This window comes from Priestia sp. ST2 (assembly GCF_055810735.1).
This window is the reverse complement of sequence record NZ_JBVVNT010000010.1, coordinates 1-17,388: the sequence shown is the minus strand read 5'-3', so window position 1 is coordinate 17,388 and position 17,388 is coordinate 1. Positions and strand designations below refer to the sequence as shown.

Annotated in this window: 12 protein-coding genes and 1 rRNA gene; 6 read left to right on the top strand and 7 right to left on the bottom strand. The window is 32.3% G+C overall.

Annotated features, from left to right (window positions below; all coding sequences use genetic code 11):
- Positions 1-98: 98 nt before the first annotated feature.
- A complete protein-coding gene (galE, locus tag AC0KUU_RS27095) occupies positions 99-1,112 on the bottom strand; it encodes a UDP-glucose 4-epimerase GalE (protein ID WP_473453865.1) in 1,014 nt (337 codons plus the stop codon).
- A gap of 373 nt (positions 1,113-1,485) precedes the next feature.
- Here galE and AC0KUU_RS27090 point away from each other — a divergent pair, with 373 nt between their 5' ends.
- The 3 genes from AC0KUU_RS27090 (at position 1,486) to AC0KUU_RS27080 (ending at position 4,275) form a co-directional block, all read left to right on the top strand.
- Entirely contained in the window at positions 1,486-2,166 is a 681-nt protein-coding gene (locus tag AC0KUU_RS27090; protein ID WP_456318534.1) for a hypothetical protein, read from the top strand.
- 53 nt (positions 2,167-2,219) lie between these two features.
- Positions 2,220-2,921, top strand: coding sequence for a hypothetical protein (locus AC0KUU_RS27085; protein ID WP_473453863.1), 702 nt, complete (start codon positions 2,220-2,222; stop codon positions 2,919-2,921).
- A 490-nt stretch (positions 2,922-3,411) separates the two neighbouring features.
- Entirely contained in the window at positions 3,412-4,275 is an 864-nt protein-coding gene (locus tag AC0KUU_RS27080) for a sulfite exporter TauE/SafE family protein (RefSeq protein ID WP_456318532.1), read from the top strand.
- A gap of 132 nt (positions 4,276-4,407) precedes the next feature.
- Here AC0KUU_RS27080 and AC0KUU_RS27075 read toward each other — a convergent pair whose 3' ends face one another.
- The 3 genes from AC0KUU_RS27075 to AC0KUU_RS27065 form a co-directional block, all read right to left on the bottom strand.
- The gene (locus tag AC0KUU_RS27075; RefSeq protein WP_473453861.1) at positions 4,408-4,947 is read right to left on the bottom strand and encodes a MerR family transcriptional regulator; all 540 of its coding nucleotides are present in this window, start codon (positions 4,945-4,947) and stop codon (positions 4,408-4,410) included.
- Positions 4,948-6,146: 1,199 nt separating this feature from the next.
- Positions 6,147-7,088: a tyrosine-type recombinase/integrase gene (locus AC0KUU_RS27070; RefSeq protein WP_473453859.1), complete on the bottom strand. Its 942-nt coding sequence runs from the start codon at positions 7,086-7,088 to the stop codon at positions 6,147-6,149.
- A gap of 170 nt (positions 7,089-7,258) precedes the next feature.
- Positions 7,259-8,647 carry a replication initiation protein gene (locus AC0KUU_RS27065; protein WP_473453857.1) on the bottom strand — a complete coding sequence of 463 codons (1,389 nt, stop codon included), beginning with the start codon at positions 8,645-8,647 and terminating at the stop codon, positions 7,259-7,261.
- A gap of 991 nt (positions 8,648-9,638) precedes the next feature.
- Here AC0KUU_RS27065 and AC0KUU_RS27060 point away from each other — a divergent pair.
- A complete protein-coding gene (locus tag AC0KUU_RS27060) occupies positions 9,639-10,532 on the top strand; it encodes a transcriptional regulator (protein ID WP_473453855.1) in 894 nt (297 codons plus the stop codon).
- A gap of 319 nt (positions 10,533-10,851) precedes the next feature.
- On the opposite strand, the gene AC0KUU_RS27055 is transcribed toward AC0KUU_RS27060, so the two are convergent.
- From AC0KUU_RS27055 to AC0KUU_RS27045, 3 genes are all read right to left on the bottom strand, one after another.
- On the bottom strand, positions 10,852-12,384 hold the full coding sequence (locus tag AC0KUU_RS27055) for a sialidase family protein (protein ID WP_473453853.1): 1,533 nt from the start codon (positions 12,382-12,384) through the stop codon (positions 10,852-10,854).
- Positions 12,385-12,582: 198 nt separating this feature from the next.
- The gene (locus AC0KUU_RS27050; RefSeq protein WP_377570914.1) at positions 12,583-13,110 is read right to left on the bottom strand and encodes a spore coat protein; all 528 of its coding nucleotides are present in this window, start codon (positions 13,108-13,110) and stop codon (positions 12,583-12,585) included.
- Between the two features lie 468 nt (positions 13,111-13,578).
- A complete protein-coding gene (locus tag AC0KUU_RS27045) occupies positions 13,579-14,250 on the bottom strand; it encodes a hypothetical protein (RefSeq protein ID WP_473453851.1) in 672 nt (223 codons plus the stop codon).
- A 940-nt stretch (positions 14,251-15,190) separates the two neighbouring features.
- On the opposite strand from AC0KUU_RS27045, the gene AC0KUU_RS27040 reads away from it, so the two are divergent.
- Together AC0KUU_RS27040 and AC0KUU_RS27035 are read left to right on the top strand one after the other, a co-directional pair.
- Entirely contained in the window at positions 15,191-16,534 is a 1,344-nt protein-coding gene (locus AC0KUU_RS27040) for an FAD-binding oxidoreductase (RefSeq protein ID WP_473453849.1), read from the top strand.
- Between the two features lie 746 nt (positions 16,535-17,280).
- Positions 17,281-17,388: ribosomal RNA gene (locus tag AC0KUU_RS27035) — 16S ribosomal RNA — on the top strand; the annotation flags it as partial.

The window sequence follows — 17,388 nt, the reverse complement described above, 5'->3', positions numbered from 1 at the left end:
CTAAATATGTATAAATAAAAAAACTGACTTCAAAATACAAGTTTTTGTAAAATGCAGTCAGGAGAGAATTAAAATTATATTTTTATTTGTTAAAAGTGTTATTCTATATAGCCATTGGGATTGTTCTTTTGCCAATTCCAGGAGTCACGACACATATCATCGAGGTTTTTGGTTGTTTGCCATTCTAGCATTTCTTTAGCTTTAGTCGCATCAGCATAACATTTATCGATATCTCCCGCTCTTCTGTAAGTGAAATCATATGGGATTTTTTGAGAAGTGGTATTTTCGTAACTCTTAATCAGGTCGATTACACTATATCCAACTCCTGTTCCGAGGTTAAATACATCAATACCTGTAGTTCGAAGAACCCTCTCTAAAGCTTTTATATGCCCCTTAGCTAAATCTACAACATGAATGTAATCCCTTACCCCTGTCCCGTCATGCGTATTATAGTCTTTGCCGAATACATTAACCTTTTCTCTTTTCCCTATCGCAACTTGATTAATATAGGGCATTAGATTATTTGGAATAGCATTGGGATCCTCCCCTATCCTTCCGCTTTCATGTGCTCCAATGGGATTGAAGTATCTCAAAAGGCTAATACTCCAATTATGATCGGAAATATATAAGTCACTTAAAATTTCCTCAATAATCAATTTTGTTCGCCCGTAAGGATTTATTGGCCCTAGTGGAGAATCCTCAGTAACTGGTACATGTTTTGGTGTTCCGTAAACGTTTGCAGATGAGCTAAATATCAGCTTTTTAACATTATATTTTTCCATAATTCGACAAAGAATTAAGGTTCCCGTGACGTTATTATGATAATAATGAAGGGGAATTTCTATTGACTCATTAACAGCTTTTAGTCCGGCAAAATGAATAACGGCATCAATCTTATTTTCAGAGAAAACCTTCTCTACAGTTTTTTCATCAAGTAAATCTCCATTGTAGAATTTAAAATCTTTTTTAGCTAATTCGGATACTCGTTTCAATGATTCAGGTTTGCTATTAGAAAGATTATCTATTACTACAATCTCATAGCCGGTATTGAGGAGTTCAAGACAAGTATGACTCCCGATGTATCCAGCTCCTCCGGTTACCAATATACTCACAGATATTCCTCCGTATGCTCCTTTGATTTTGTATGTTGTAAGAGAGTTTGTAAACCTAACAATCCTAGATTATTACAAACAGGATTAGTGCTAATTGTTTATAATGTCAGGTTCTAAAAGAAGGGTGTATCCTTATCTTTTATGCGTTGAATTCTCTAGTATATTAAATGCTTAATTATGTATTTTTGCTTGGACAAACTTACTACACTTTCAAGATAATTTAACCGTTATTATGGCTTGCTTTAACTATAAAATTTTAACCTATAATATTAACTCTAAAAAAGCTAAGTGAAAATGTTACTAAAGACCTTGGACAAGCACACATTTCTTTTTTATAACAATGAATAAAATATAGAGAGTTCATGAAGAAAGGATGATTACAATCAAAAAATATTACACCCACTACAATTCTAGAGATGGCAATTATTATTTAAATGAGCGTTACCCTAACTCTCAAAAGGAATATAGGGAGGCACAAGAGGAAAATGGAATCGATAATGCAGCTGACATGGCTTTTAGAATACCTGTATTTCTGAGCCACCCCTCCTCTCTTAATACTATTCAATCGAGATTTCTCCGACGTCTCATTCGAGAAATTGAGAATGTTTTACTTTTTCCACGTACTTTACCCGATACAGAGCAATATCCTGAAAAAACATTGACAAGCGTACGACGGTTGGTGCTCTCAAGTTATGGATTAATTGCAGTCAATATGCAGCAAGTTTTTGCTAATTATACACAAACAAATACAGGAGAAAATCTACCCCAACCGTCATGGGAAGGCGCTCCTTTTTTACAAATAGAACCTAGTATGGGTTATCAAAGAGGATTACCTCTCCTGCTCATCAAAGAAAAAGGAGTCAATAACGTAGGTGTATGGAATCCAGCTGTCACTCCATTCCAGATCATCGAATGGGACTCTACTAAACCACTTGATGAGTTCTTTAATCGAGTTGAATGGAGAGAGATATTTCAAAATTGGATTGCTCAAGTAAGAAGTGGATATTATTATCAAACAGAACCGCAGTATCGCTATGGTCCTAGAGACATGTAGAGATGATAATTTCAAAGAAATCATAAAATCTCTTATAGTGGAGGTGAAAACAATTGGCAATAATAAACCGTGGATCTTGTGTAGGAGTTTTATATAGAGCAAGCAGTGGCGCTTCATGTAGAAATGGATATTGTGTTCATAATGGAAGGTTGGTAGGTGGCGTTATAAACGCTACTTCTAATACGCTAAATGTCACTACAAGTATAGATACTACAAAACTTCAATCTTATTATGGTATTCTTCTTAGTCATTTGGCTGTTGATAGTTCTACAGGACAAGTAACTCAACAATATCTTTATTTTAGAAGGAATCAGATACAGATGGTAAGGATAACCCCTTATAATGGATATAACGACCCTAATTGCCAAAGGGCTAATCATTATAACATCCCTAATATTATTTATCCTGGAGAATGTGTAGGAATTAGATACCGATCAGGTAACGAATGGAGAATTTCTAATGGTCGTTACTTATATTGGACAGGACAAATTAATCACTGTGTATTTGATGAACGCTCTCAAAGTACCAATAGACAGTTTCTACGACAGCTATGGTATTCTCATTGGATACTTGATCCAAATAACGAAAGAAATATCGTTCCAAGAAAAGCTTCTAGAGGACGTGGTGCCCCAGGTGGAGAAACCAGAGTTTATGTGTTTAAAAATAGGATTCCCTCAAATGGACAAACTGTATTGGTAAAAGCTGCCTCACCTGTAAATTCCCCTTCAAGACCTTATAGAATTGTTTATCAATAACGTGTTAAATGTAGTAAATGTTAATCCCTTATTTTGATATTTACCATATAGAACACTGACTGCTTAAGATATAGTCAGTGTTCTTTTTACTATAACAAAGCTTCCTGCGTATATAAAAATCATGGGTATATAGAGTAGATCCTTTTTACGTCTTTCGAATATAAATATAAAGAAAAGTTTTGGTTTTTTCCTTCTTTTTTATGTTTTTAAGCCTTTTTTCTATTTTATAAGGATAAGTAAGGTAAAATATATTTCGTTTTAATTAAGGTTTTAATTGTGAAATTAGGAAATACCAGAATGGAATTTACAGAAGTATTAATAAAATAATAAACTATTTTAAAAAAATGAAACTAATTTAAAATTATCTTCTTTAACCCTCTCTCACTTCGCTATTCCTTAACTTCTACTATATGTTATAGATTTAACATTCCTAAAAAACTGTATTCTTTAAACCAAAACTGCAAAGGGGACATTTAACAGGAGGAAGCTCATGAAAAAGTTATTTATTTTCGCTTTTATAGGATTCCTAGCACAATTAATTGACGGATCTTTAGGCATGGCCTATGGCGTTACTTCGTCATCTCTTTTATTATCATTTGGGATGGCTCCTGCAATTGCTTCAGCTTCTATACACATATCAGAAGTAGTAACCACGGCTGCTTCTGGGATATCACACATAAAATTCGGAAATGTGGATCGTCAAGCCATTTTTAAATTAATAATACCAGGATCTATAGGTGCCTTTATAGGAGCCTGTTTTTTGAGTAATTTGCCAGGTGATATAGTTAAACCCTATATTTCTTTATTCTTATTAATGCTAGGTTTTTATGTTATTATCCGTTTTTTATTCAAAAATAAACCGAGTAGTACACAGCGTAACCTTAATTTAACTACAAAGCAAGCCCTTCCTTTAGGTTTAATAGCAGGTTTTGCTGATGCTACTGGCGGTGGCGGCTGGGGGCCTCTTACAACTCCTATATTACTATCAAAAAATGGTAATTCAGCTAGAAAAGTAGTAGGTACAGTAGATACAAGTGAATTTGCAATTGCTATTTCTGCTGCTATAGGTTTTTTAATTTCATTAGGATGGCAAGATGTCAATTGGTTCTGGGTCGGAGCTCTTATGCTAGGAGGAGTTATAGCAGCCCCTATCGCAGCATGGTTAGTAAAAACAATACCTTCTCATCTTTTGGGCGTATTAGTAGGTGGTTTTATTATTTTGACTAATGTTTGGACTATACTGAAAGTATGGTCTATAGATAATACCACTGAAGTATTCATTTATATAGGCGTTTTTATATTTTGGATAGGCGCTATTACTTTTACAATAAAACAGTATAGGAAAAATCCTTAGAGGAAATGTATTATTACACTGTTTTAAACAGTAGCTAACCCATGAGAGGTGAATTTCAAAACTAGCTTGAAATTCACCTCTCATGGGTTTTATATATTTAAAATAAAAATCTAACAATTACACATATAAAATTTAATTACCAAAAATCTTACTCCAGAAGCCTTTTGGTTTTGAATCTAGATTTTCTTGGGCGGCCGCGATAAGTTTTTTTGTATCGCTAATTTCACGTATGGCACTCGTCAATTTCTCGTCTCGTTTTTCTAGGTTGTTTTCAATATATTTGTCTTGGTGGTCTAGCTTTTCTGTAAGTTTTTTTATAAGGCTCCCTTGTTCATCTAATCGTTGGATGAGTGCGAGTTGAAATTGCTCATCTTTTTCAGAGCGATTAAGCAATTCTTGAACTTTTTCTTCAAGAGATTCTACTTTCTTCTCAAGATTTGATTGAACTTCAACTGCTTCGGGCACAATTTCACCTTGAAGCCATTGGTTTATCATCTTATAGCTCCAATTTTGTTCTTGAATTCTTTTTTTTATTTCGATTAATAAATCAATATTTTGTTTGTTATACCTTCTATGTCCGCCTTCTGTGCGTTGAATTTGGAGGTTGAACTCTTTTTCATATAAGCGAATAAGATCCACACTTAATCCAGTTAGCTTTACTGTGTCTTTCAAAGTATAAACTACNTGTGCGTTGAATTTGGAGGTTGAACTCTTTTTCATATAAGCGAATAAGATCCACACTTAATCCAGTTAGCTTTACTGTGTCTTTCAAAGTATAAACACGTTCATTCTCATTTTTTTTAAGCATTTTTCTAGGATTCTCCTTTCTATATAAAAATCTAGATAAACTTTCAAGTTGATATATCAATGTTAACAGCGATTCTAGAATGTAGTTGTACGAGATATTATTCAAGCTTTACATTTCTAGTAAAATTCTATTAATTACTTTATATTCCTGTTTTCTATGTACATTTTTTCTTTTGTTTCACTCAGCTTCTTATTCTTCCTTTTCAATTCTAAATGAAAACATGAACTTTACAAGAGTAAAACCATTTATTTTAATCGTAGATAAATTATACATGTGGTTCAAAAAATTAATTTAAGAGTCAATGCTTGCTCTTCCTTAATTAAATTTTCATTTTACCGAATGTCTCTAAAAAATGTTTTTCATGAGTTAAGAAATATCTTTGGTAATAAAAATTCACATCTTTCCCTTTTCCGAAATTCAAAAAACTAGAATACTTATAGAGTTTGATATAAAAGGGTTTTAGAAGAATCTAGAATGTACTTCCTCTAGCTTTAATTTAAGATTCATGTATACCATATTAAGTGTGCTTTACAAAAGAATGTAAGCGTTATATCCCTTCCTTTTTCAATCTGTTGTAGTGATTTAATGAAATTTCTTTTTTTATTTATGCAATTCTTATAGAAGTATTTTATTAGTGTGAAACTAACATTAATTTTTTCTAAGTTATTTAAACCTTATAATGAAAGCTAGAATATAATGAACATTGATAATAAAGCATTTTTAAAGAATCTAGAGTGAACTTCCGCTAGATTTTAATCAAGAATAATAAATCTAATTAAATTCTAGATAATTTTACGAGAAATCCGTTCTTATACAATCGAGGTATGGGCGTTAAACTATAGATTTATAATACATAAAAAAACTATTGCCATGACATTTGACTTTTTAAAATAGGTAAATTCCAAAAATGTGAACCATGAAGTTGAACTTTAGTTAAACTTCATGGTTTTTTCTAAAAAAGAACTAAAATAAAAATGGATTTAAGTTCAACCTATAAGGTAAAAATACTGATATAAAGGTGTTTAAATAAGAAATAAGTTGAACTTAATTTTGAGAAAGTTTTTCATTTTGTTTTTAGATATCGCTTAAACCGATATAAAGCATGGCGGCTAGACAATCCAAAGTAGTAAATAAGGTGTTCGTTGGAATATCCCTCATGAATTTTCTTTAGTATACAGCTGTTTCGAAAGTGAGTAGATCTTACGATCGCTTTTATGCCAGAACGTTTAACTTCTCTTTCAATCATACGTTTTGTACCAATCACACTAATCCTTTTAGGTTTACTTAAACTGTAATCATACCAATAAACCATTTTTTGAGGGTGAAAAGAAATAAATAACGGATCATTTGTATAATCCCTAGGTCTAAATAACAAAGGGATCGTTGATAAGTAATTATATATGATTTTCTTGTCATGTTTAGAAAGCTCCAAGGTGCGTTTTGTTTTATTATTGTCAATCGTTAATGTATTCTGTGCAAAGTTAATGTCTTTTATAGTTAAAGATACAACTTCATTAATGGTAAGACCGTAACAGAGTAGCAGGATGAATATGGAATGATTACGAGGTCCTATATATTTATGTATTTGTAACTGAATATCACTTAAATGTTCGTCACTTATAACTGAATCTAAAAGAATCAAAGTATCAGATTGAGTTATAAAATCAGTATCAGTTAATTCTCGTTGCTTTTTTGTTGTTGCTTGTAAAAGACCAATATCACTTGTGAGGTTATAATATTTCAACAATCCGTTTAAATGTGATGCTACACGTCTCAGATTAGCTTCTGACAAGTTTTTTTCTTTTAGATAGGTGAAGTATAATTCGTAATATTTCTTGTCTCCTGGCAAAGTTTCTGGAGGTATATTAGGGTGATAACGATTTAACCATTCAAAAAACTGCTTTAGATCATGCTTATACATTGAAATTGTAGAAGTTTTCTTTTTAGAATCGACTAAATGAGACAGGAAATCCTGAATTAAAATAAAGTTATCCAAATAAGACACATCCGATCTTTTAGGTAAATTTAATATACTATCATTGTAACAAAAAAATAATAAATAAGCTTACTAAAAGTATTCTAACTGCATTCTGTATATTAAATTTACCCACTCATAAAAAAACATGTAAAAACTAAGCCTTTAAAGCTCTGGTCTTTACACGTTTTTTTCAATATTTAGTTTCTATTTAAAACTTTACTTTGTAAAAAATCTTTATAAATCTTTTTTAACTCTTTATTTTTAAAATCCTTAACAAGTCTTGGATCTAGACCCAATTCTTCATGGTTTTTGAAGTCTTCTTTCATATTTCGAATGACTTCTTGTAAGCCAGCTTCTTCAGCTTTTTTTACTTCTTCTTGAGTAGGTTGATCTGAACTTAAGATCAGCATTTTTTTTAATTCTTGAAACTGCAGGAGCTTTTCTTCAAATTCCATTTGAGTTCCAATTTCTTTTAAAAATGATTCTTGCTTTTCCTTTAATGTAGAATCTTTAAGGAGTTGTCGTTTATCTCTATCTTGAGCTATAAAATCTGGAACTAATTCTTTTTTTGCAGTCTTTTTGGAATTAATAAGCTTTGATTCCTGTGAGAGCTTGGCGTAATCCTTTTGAATCGCTTTTACTACGTAGGAATGAGGATGAGTAACATCTCCAGTAATCAAACGATCTTGTGTATATCTAATATTTCTTTCTAGGTGTTCTTTTGTAAATTCTGATAAAAGCCACTCTATTTTTTCTGATTTGACTCCTAAGTCCACTAAATCGTTCTGAACACTGTTTTTGTGATCTTCTAACTCCACTAAGTCTTGATTTAATTCTAGTTTTTTCTCTTTAATAGCGCTAGCATCATTCAACGCGGGTGAACTATTAATGATAAATTCTATGGATGTTACTTTTCTACCGGTTTTTATTTCTACGAATTCAAAGTGGATATCCGTTTTATTATTAATTTCTTTTTGAGCTACTGCTAATACTTTACTTTTAAAATGGCCATACTGTTTATACTTAGTAGGTTCAATAGCTAAAAAATGACGTAATTCTTCAAGAGTCAGTTCCCTTTTTCGCAGACGCTCATATTGCTTAAGCAGCTCATAAATACGAATGGAATAGACCGAATTGAGTCTCACTACATTCTCTAATTGATACGATGTGAATTTTTCCTTAAGCTCTAAAAACAGATACTTTAAGCTAGGATGAAATTGTAATGTTATGTATCCTTCGTTTTCTTCATAAATAGACGTAATTACCCAGTTGTAATTTCTTTGTCTGCCTTTTTCTTTTATCGTAAGAATTTTTGTTTGAAGGCCATTCACGATTTCTTTTAAGTAAGAGTAAAAACCTGTTCCTTTCTTATTGCCTACGATTTCGATAAAGTCTTTAGCTCGAAATCTATAGGTTTTTAACGTTTCATCATTAGGCTGCACTTTAGATGCCATGATTAAAAGAATTCTTTGCTCTTGTAAAGACAATTTATATGTACTCTCAATGAGGATGTTTGATTTAGTTACCCAATTTTTTATATTTATACTTTCCAGATCATATGGTTGAACGACAGTCGTTTTCTTCATAAAATCCCCCATATTTTTCTAAACTATCACTAAAATATCATAAAAGTGATACTGTGTAAATTGCATGTTAAAGAGCAACCTGTCCTTGTAATTTAACTATCACGCAAAATTAGTGATACTTCATGAGGTTTTTTAACTTTAGAAACCTTACTCATTCTTGATTTATTAAACTCATTCTTCATTTTAATACGCAAAATTGGTGATAGTTGAAGCATGTCTGCATTTCCAACGCAAAATTAGTGATACTTAAAGCACATCTATATTGTCCACGCAAAATTAGTGATACTTAAGCCGTAATTACATTTCCAACGCAAAATTAGTGATAGTTCGCGCAAAATTAGTGATAGTTTCACGCAAAATTAGTGATAGTTTCACGCAAAATTAGTGATAGTTCGCGCAAAATTAGTGATAGTTCGCGCAAAATTAGTGATAGTTTAGGTCTATAAACGTTGTAATAGCAGTGTCTATAGGCCCTCTAAAACAATAAAACAATAAAACAAATATATAAAACAATATATAAAACAGTAAAACAACATAAGAGAGTAGTTGTTTTTTTACTTTATAATTTTCCAAATTAATAATTAAGTAAAGCGATACACTTGTAGTGAGGTTTTTATAATATTAGCAGTATATCCAAACGGAGTCATTGTTAATCATAGATAAAGTAAAATACAGAAGTTTTGTGAGGAGATCATGAATTCTTATTGAATTATAAGATTAATAGACGGTATAATAGAGTCACCAAAACAGTGCGGAATATAAAAAGACTCCAACGTGTGCAAGTGGTGCGCCAACACCCTTACACCGTTAACCCTAAAGAGCCTAGGGAAAACACCTGTCGAAGTCCTAATACATAAATTTAATTACGCCTTTATTTTATCGGATAATTAAATTTATTTCAAGGGCGTAGTCTGTCAAAAAATCCGACATCGTTTTCCTATTTTCTGGGATGCGATGTCTTTTTTGTTCCTGAAAAGGAGAGAGTAGACTAATGCCTATTACACGTATGATTACGGCAGAAGAATTTAATTATATGAAAAATTACCAGAGTTATATAGAAGGTCGTTCTCAACATCAATCAATGAAAAGAAAATTACTTAAAGAAATTATCAACCTTTATGGAGAAAAATTTTATCGTCTCCACGAAGGAACTAGAAAAGCTTTAGACCGGCTTTGCTGGTTTGCTGCAGAAAAAGGATTTTGCTTTCCTGGTAGTACATATTTAGGTAAAACCTATGAAAAGTCAAAAGGGACAATCGATCGTCATTTAAAAGAACTACGAAAACAAGGACAAATTATTACTGTATATCGTCGCTGCCCTCGTAACAATGGAAAAGGGAACCCAGTGCACTTATTTGTAAATCACCCTTATTTTAGTTATTGGGTTAAGTACTTACAGCTTGATTTAGAGTCTAATGTTGAAGCAGATGTTGAAGCAGAAAATAATGAGAACGCTTGGGAGAGTAAGAATAAAGATACTAAAAAACAGTCTACCTATAATTTATCTTTAAAAGATTTAAATAAATACATACGTAATAATGTTAATTTTAAACTCTCATCGGATTATGTACCGTCTTTTATTCCAACAGGTTTTAAAGATGCTGTAAGACCTTTTTTTCCTTACGCAGACCATATTTATGAATTATGGGGGAAAGTGCGAGTCGCTTATAGAATAAGCGGTCTTCAGCAACCTTTAGAACACCTAGATTTTGTGGCTATTCAAGCATTTAAAGAGACAATTTTCGCTTACAAGAAAAAGCGAATAAAAAACACTTTTACAGCTTATTTTTATGGAACGCTTAGAGGTTTATTTGCGGTGGAACGTAGAAGAGAAGTTCAGCGAAATTCTAATAGTGCAATATTTTATAACTTTTTAGAAGCATAATTTTTCCTTTCTATATGTGTTTCTAGCATAGAAGCTAATTAAAGGTTAACTTATTAGAGTTATTTCAATAGGGTCATTTTGCGGAAGATTTATTCAAAAGGGATGTTTTTATGTAATTAAAGAGTTGTATATTATGTATTAACAGGAGAAACAGGGAGTATTGTTCCTCCTAAGTGAAAGGTAAATAAATATCATAAGTTGCTGTTCATAATTTAGAGTGTAATCAACTTTACATAATTTTAAATAATAAATTTTATTGGGCGTCTATCATATATAGTATGCTTTGGAAGGGTTAAACTCTTTTTAAAAGGGAGTTACGTTATTGGGGATTTTTATTTAGAGAGGTTAATGCAAAAAAAACATCGGGATTGAGTTGACCATTTACAATATTACGATTATCTCCCCAAGAATGTAATAAGCAGCTGCCAGGGCCGGATATAATCTGATTATAGTCTCCCATATAACATTCCGCATTAATTGTAACAGGTACTCGAGAGTATGGGTTACTTATAACTTTTTCATTGCTTACTCCTGTCTGAAGAGAGAAGGTTCTCATAAATATTCCGAATGTTCCATTGCCCGTGCCTCCTACTAAATTCGGATCGTTAAAGCGATTATATTGAATATGGGCACCTGCACAATTAGCTGTTACACTTGGGAAGAATGAATAGGAAATATTTTGACTAACGTTAACTTGGTTCCAATTAGCTCCTTTATCTTTACTATAGGCTAAAAATATATTGATAAAGGTTCTACTGCCTATAACTCTACCGGCATTCCATACTGCGTATAGAGTACCATCTGGACCGATGGCAGCATGAGGGAATTCATTCATACGAATTCGTCTGGAACTATTAACGCCTATGGATGGTTGGTTACATGGTCTTGTTGTTGTGGCTGCAGCTGCAAATGGTGTTGAAACGGCTACATCTATAGGAAACGTATTTCCACCATCAGTTGATTTAGTCATGCGAATTGTTCTGTTAGGTTGACCTAGCACACCAAATCCATTCTTAGCTACTTCTTCATAAAAAACATAAATTGTACCGCGCTTGTCTACTACGACAAACGAACCTGAAACAAATTTACCGTTTCCGACAACAATATCCTTGTTTTCAATAATTGGAGTTATGTGTCGTCCCGTTGTAAATTTTGAAAAGCGAATATTAGTAGTATCCCTTCCTGGAGTAAAATCCGTCCATGCAATATATAGTGCCTCATTTCCTCGATTATTTCTGTCAGGACCTATCGCAATCCATTCTTTATCTTGAGAACCAGCGTCAGCTTTTGGATTTTTGCCTCTCCCTACAATTTGAGGAGGGTTCATACTTATTCTTCCTTTACGATTAACAGTTCCTGTAGATACACTAATTACTCCTTCTGCATTACCGTTTATAGTCTCTACTCCAACTTGGCCATAGTAGAAAATACCATTTTTGTCTACAGCTATTACTGGGTCTCCGCCATTTGTTCCACCTGGGTTATTGGGGAGTATTCTACTTCTAGACCAGGTATTACCTAAATCGTTTGAGAAGGCATACCCTGAAACATTTCCATTTTCTCCCGAAAGGTCATTAAATCCATATAGTATAAAATTTTTAAAATATGCTAAACTTGTTTCACTTTGAGTAGTTCCATCATCAGGTTTATTAACCTGTCTTTCAACTCTTGCATGATTACACTTACACTCATTATTATTAATAGGATTAGAATACTCAGAAATTCCATTGTCTATTGGATCAGTAATATAAATTCTTTTAGACTTTTTTATCTCAATCTTCCTTTCTTTATTGATCTTATAACTTATTCGACTAACATTTTTAAGGCTTTTATACTTATCTGGCGATATCATTACATTTTTAATTAAAAAAGCCTTTAAAATAAACAGTTGGCTGCTTCTATAATTCTAAAGGCTTTTTCTTCTTTTTTTATTAGCTTGTACGCTTTTAGTTGATAGAGAGTAAGATATTAAGTTCCTCAAATTCTATTTATTGTTATAATTTAGTCAAAAACTTCTTTTTAGATATATACATTAAATTTTAAAATAATCTTAGACAGCTAATAAAACTGCTAAGGCTTGCAAAAAGCGTTGTATAAAAATAACTGTCTCTGTATGCGTTGCCGTGACATTAACATGACAGCTATTTTTAATAATTACTTTTTGTTCGCTTTCCTGTATTACTTTTACAATTTGCGAAACTTCCTCTATAAATAGTTTAATTGAATTGGTATCTAAGCCTATTAATAGCAAAAAGATCGCTAACAATTGTATAAATGTTTGAAAGATTAATATCGTTTGTCTATCCGTTAAATTAACATCGACATTACAAGAATTTTTCACAATAATTATTGAATCAGAAAGTTGATTGCTAAGAATTTCTTGGTTTGCGTCAAATCCAACAAGTGAATTGGTTTTATTATATTTTTTATGAAATGATGTATCTTTTTTAAAGCATGTTGATTTTCTCTTTCTACATCCTGTTTCTTTTTTTCTTGAAGACTTTGGAGTAAGACAACAACAGTGATCGGAGCACTTATGAGAACCATGGTGACGATTTCCCTTTTTGGAAGAACCCAAAGTTTCCCCTCCTTTATATATTGATATTTTATTAATATGAAAAATTTAAAAAATTGCTTGTATGCTTGTCCCTTTTACTTTTTTCTTTTTGAGTTTAAATATTTATAAATTTTTGCATCATTAAATATATCTTTTGTTCTTATTAATTAAATTTAGGATTTTCTTTAAAGGAAGGTGGGAATTTTAAATTATTGAAGCTCTTGCATTTTTCAATATTACTTTCTATTGGGGTAATACATTGAGTAGACTTTATCGGTGAATTGTTCAAAAGGGGATAAGATACATGATTGTATTTCTAGAGTTGAGACTATAATCCATGGAGGGGGATTGAATAAGAAGAAATGACAATGGCTTTTTATTTATAAAAGCTAAGAGACCGCCTTAAGGCGGCCAGGTCAACTTCTTGTTAGTGATAAAGTAAGTCCTCTTGTGTGCCTGATTAAGAACACTTCATACATAATCAAAGGGCTATTTACTAAATAAACGAGTGAAAAAACCTTTTGGTTTCCCTTCTTTTGCAGTTGCAATTTCTAATAATTGTTGTTGATTTTGTTTTTGTGACTGACGTATATAATCCATTATCGCTTTATCTCTATTATTAATTTGTTGACTTATTTCTTTAGTCAAACGTTCTTCTAACTCTTTTAACTGTTTGTTCATCTGTTCTTGTTCTATTTTTCTTTCGTCTTTTGATATTTTTAGAGCATCTTTATAATGATCTAGCATTTCTAATAATTTATTATTAATGGATTGTTGTTGTTCAAATTGTACTTTTATTGTATTTAATACGGCATCTGCTGTGTGATTATTATGTTCTTGGGGAACAGTAAGATCAAGGTTATTTTCTTTATTTATTATGTGTTCTTCTTGTGTGCTTGAGGAGAAACGCTTCCTATCAAAACCTTTTACAACAGTCATCGCAGCTATTTCTAAAGGCAGTTTTTTCTCTTGAATAGCATATTTTAAATTTGATAATAAAGTTTGATCAGTACTAGAATAGTAACGTTTTCGTCTAGTATCCTTAACAAACTCATAACCGTGTTTTTCTAATTCAATACACCATTTTCTAATATTGCTGGAGGTTGTATTTAACCGCTTGGCCATTTCTTCAGCATTTATTGTATCCTGCTTGATATCCATAGTTGGCCCCCGTTCCTAATATGTTCTCTTTGTGTTTGCTATATAATGAAATTTTATTTACACAAATTCTAGAGAAATTGTTCATTTCCTTTTATTTAGTAAGAGTTGAATGTATAAAAACCCGTATTAAACGATTTATTGAAAAAGTAAAAGAGTCCTTGTGAATCAAAGACTTTTTTTGATTACATCTCTATCTAGAACTAGAACATTTATTATGGTGAGTAAAAAATAAAGCTATCCATTAAATGGATAGCTTTTATAGCTAGTAATAATATAATTAAACTTTAATAGCAAAGATTCAATGTAGTATATAAAAACACTGGTATATCAATATATCTAGTGGCTTCCCCTTCAGAAATCGTTATATTCTTCGAGGTCATCATCTAAAGATCCGGACACGTGTTCTAAATCTGCAATTTTTCCTTCTTTGATAGCGTGGTTTTCTGAAGCCTTCTCCTTGATATCATCTCGTTTACCCGCGAACCCATTAGTCTGAGCTAATTGTTTTAACTCCTGTAGGGATTATATGTTTCTATTTTAATCACCTCCTTTTTATAGCTGTATTAGCCAGAAGGTGTGAGTGAGTTAATTCTCACTCATTTATAGTGTATTCACAGGTAGACAAGCTGCAATATGAAAAAGCCCTTAATTTAATAAAAAGGGCTTCTTTATATTGTTTATTATAAATTCTATTTTGTTAACTAAATATGTATAGGATATATCTAAAGAACAGAAAAATCCCCTAATACGTTAAGCGAGTTTTTCCGTTCTTTAAAATTCAGCCATAGATTAATAATTTATCTGTCTTAAGTAGTTTACTCAATATATCGAATTTTATTAATGTATCTCCTATGATTATCAAGTTAGATTGCATATTTTACTATTTATATTACATAAAATTTATAATTGCATTTTTAATTTAAAGTTAGGAGTTGAGTTAATGGGATCAACACAGTTAACAGGAAGAGTAATCTTTAAAGGGGACCCCGGCTATAAAGAAGCAACTAAGAATTGGAATCCTTATGTTGATGTGAATCCTCTTGTCTTTGTTTTCGCCCAGAACTCGCAAGATGTAAGTAATGCTATTAAATGGGCTCGAGAGAATGAAGTGCCGATGCGTGTCAGAAGTGGCCGCCATGCTCTAGATAAGAATCTTTCAGTAGTAAAGGGTGGCGTTGTTATTGATGTGAGTGATATGCAAAAAGTTTCTTTAGATAAGAAAAAGGCGATTGCAACAGTTCAAACAGGAATTCATGTTGGGCCGCTAGTAAAAGGGTTAGCTCGGGAAGGTTTTATGGCTCCGTTCGGAGATAGCCCAACCGTTGGAATCGGAGGAATCACCATGGGTGGAGGATTTGGAGTACTCTCACGCTCCATTGGGCTTGTTAGTGACAACCTTATCGGACTAGAAATGGTAGATGCAAAAGGAAAAATTATTCAAGCAGATGAGTGTATTAATGAAGATTTACTATGGGCTTCTAAAGGCGGTGGGGGCGGTAATTTTGGATATAACACAGAATACACATTTAAAGTTCACCGGGCCCCTAAGACAGCAACTGTCTTCAATATTATCTGGCCATGGGAACAATTAGAAACTGTATTTAGAGCTTGGCAACAATGGGCGCCGTTCGTAGACGAACGATTAGGGTGTTTACTTGAGATTTACAGCAAAATAAATGGATTGTGCCATGCAGAGGGGATTTTCTTGGGTTCGGAAAGGGAGTTACTGCGATTATTAAAACCTTTACTAAATGCTGGAACCCCCAAAAAAACAATTATAGAGACGTTAGCTTATCCAGATGCTATAGATTTCTTAGATCCTGATGAACCTATTCCTGGCAGATCTGATCAGAGTGTTAAATTCTCTTCGGCCTGGGTATTTGACATTTGGGAGAACGAACCAATTTCAATTATGAAACAATTTTTAGAAGAGGCTACAGGAACAGAAGCCAATTTCTTTTTTATAAATTGGGGTGGTGCTTTAAGCAGAGTACCAAGTAACGAAACAGCCTTCTTTTGGCGTAATCCACTATTTTACACGGAATGGACTTCTAGTTGGGACAATGAATCGCAGAAAGATGCGAATCTTGCATCCGTTGAAAGAGTACGCCAACAGTTAAAAGCATATGTAACAGGATCATATGTGAATGTTCCAGATCAAAATATTGAAAAATACGGAAAAGCATACTATGGATCAAACTATGAAAGACTACGGAAAATAAAGGCGAAATATGATCCTGAAAATGTGTTTCGTTTTCCACAAAGTATACGTCCTAAATTTTAAACCTATCTTTTCTATTTAACAAATTGAATTCACAGATAGCGTTTTTTTATTGGATTTTTATTTATTTATTTCTAAAAGTTTTATGTAATATAAGAAAAGAATTTAATATGTGGACATGAGACCAATTGTAAATATGTACAGAGAAATTTGGAGGAAAACTTAAATGGACAGAAGAAAAAGCCATATTAGTCAAAACAAATATGGCTTCTTAAGACAACATGTGCAGTGATATCGAAAGATATTCTTATTATAACACATTCTGTTTATTCGCAGAAAAGCTGGATGACAGAGCAAATGATTAATGGGGAATCTTAACTGAATTATAATTTCAAAAAAAAGAGTGCTTCTTCCTAAATAAGAAGCACTCTTTTTTTGAAATTAAAGTATTGGTGATTTTCATTACACCATGTTTTTGCTCCAAAAGATAGGTAAGCCTTATTATAGTGAAGGCACAATGCTATTATCTATAAAATATGTTATTTTAAACTTTTTTCAATTAGAGAATAAATAAAAAATATAAAAATATGTTGATTTTTTAATTTTAATATATTATTATAATAAGGCGTCGTTGAGAGATATCAATAACAACGAAGCTAAAAAAAGAATTTTAAAAAGTTGTTGACATCACGTTGAAAACTTGATAAGATAATAAGGTCGCTCAAGAGTGGCTGTTGAACTTTGAAAACTGAACAAAGCGACAAACGTCAACGTTAATTTTTATTTTTTTAATGAGCAAGTCAAACATTTCTTCGGAGAGTTTGATCCTGGCTCAGGATGAACGCTGGCGGCGTGCCTAATACATGCAAGTCGAGCGAACGTCATAGAAGCTTGCTTCTATGACGTTAGCGGCGGAC

What these genes read in the sequence shown, in the direction of transcription:
- AC0KUU_RS27055 (WP_473453853.1), bottom strand. Translation starts at nt 12,384, where the DNA reads ATGATATCGCCAGATAAGTATAAAAGCCTTAAAAATGTTAGTCGAATA.
- AC0KUU_RS27090 (WP_456318534.1), top strand. Translation starts at nt 1,486, where the DNA reads ATGATTACAATCAAAAAATATTACACCCACTACAATTCTAGAGATGGC.
- AC0KUU_RS27040 (WP_473453849.1), top strand. Translation starts at nt 15,191, where the DNA reads ATGGGATCAACACAGTTAACAGGAAGAGTAATCTTTAAAGGGGACCCC.
- AC0KUU_RS27045 (WP_473453851.1), bottom strand. Translation starts at nt 14,250, where the DNA reads ATGGATATCAAGCAGGATACAATAAATGCTGAAGAAATGGCCAAGCGG.
- AC0KUU_RS27060 (WP_473453855.1), top strand. Translation starts at nt 9,639, where the DNA reads ATGCCTATTACACGTATGATTACGGCAGAAGAATTTAATTATATGAAA.
- AC0KUU_RS27065 (WP_473453857.1), bottom strand. Translation starts at nt 8,647, where the DNA reads ATGAAGAAAACGACTGTCGTTCAACCATATGATCTGGAAAGTATAAAT.
- AC0KUU_RS27080 (WP_456318532.1), top strand. Translation starts at nt 3,412, where the DNA reads ATGAAAAAGTTATTTATTTTCGCTTTTATAGGATTCCTAGCACAATTA.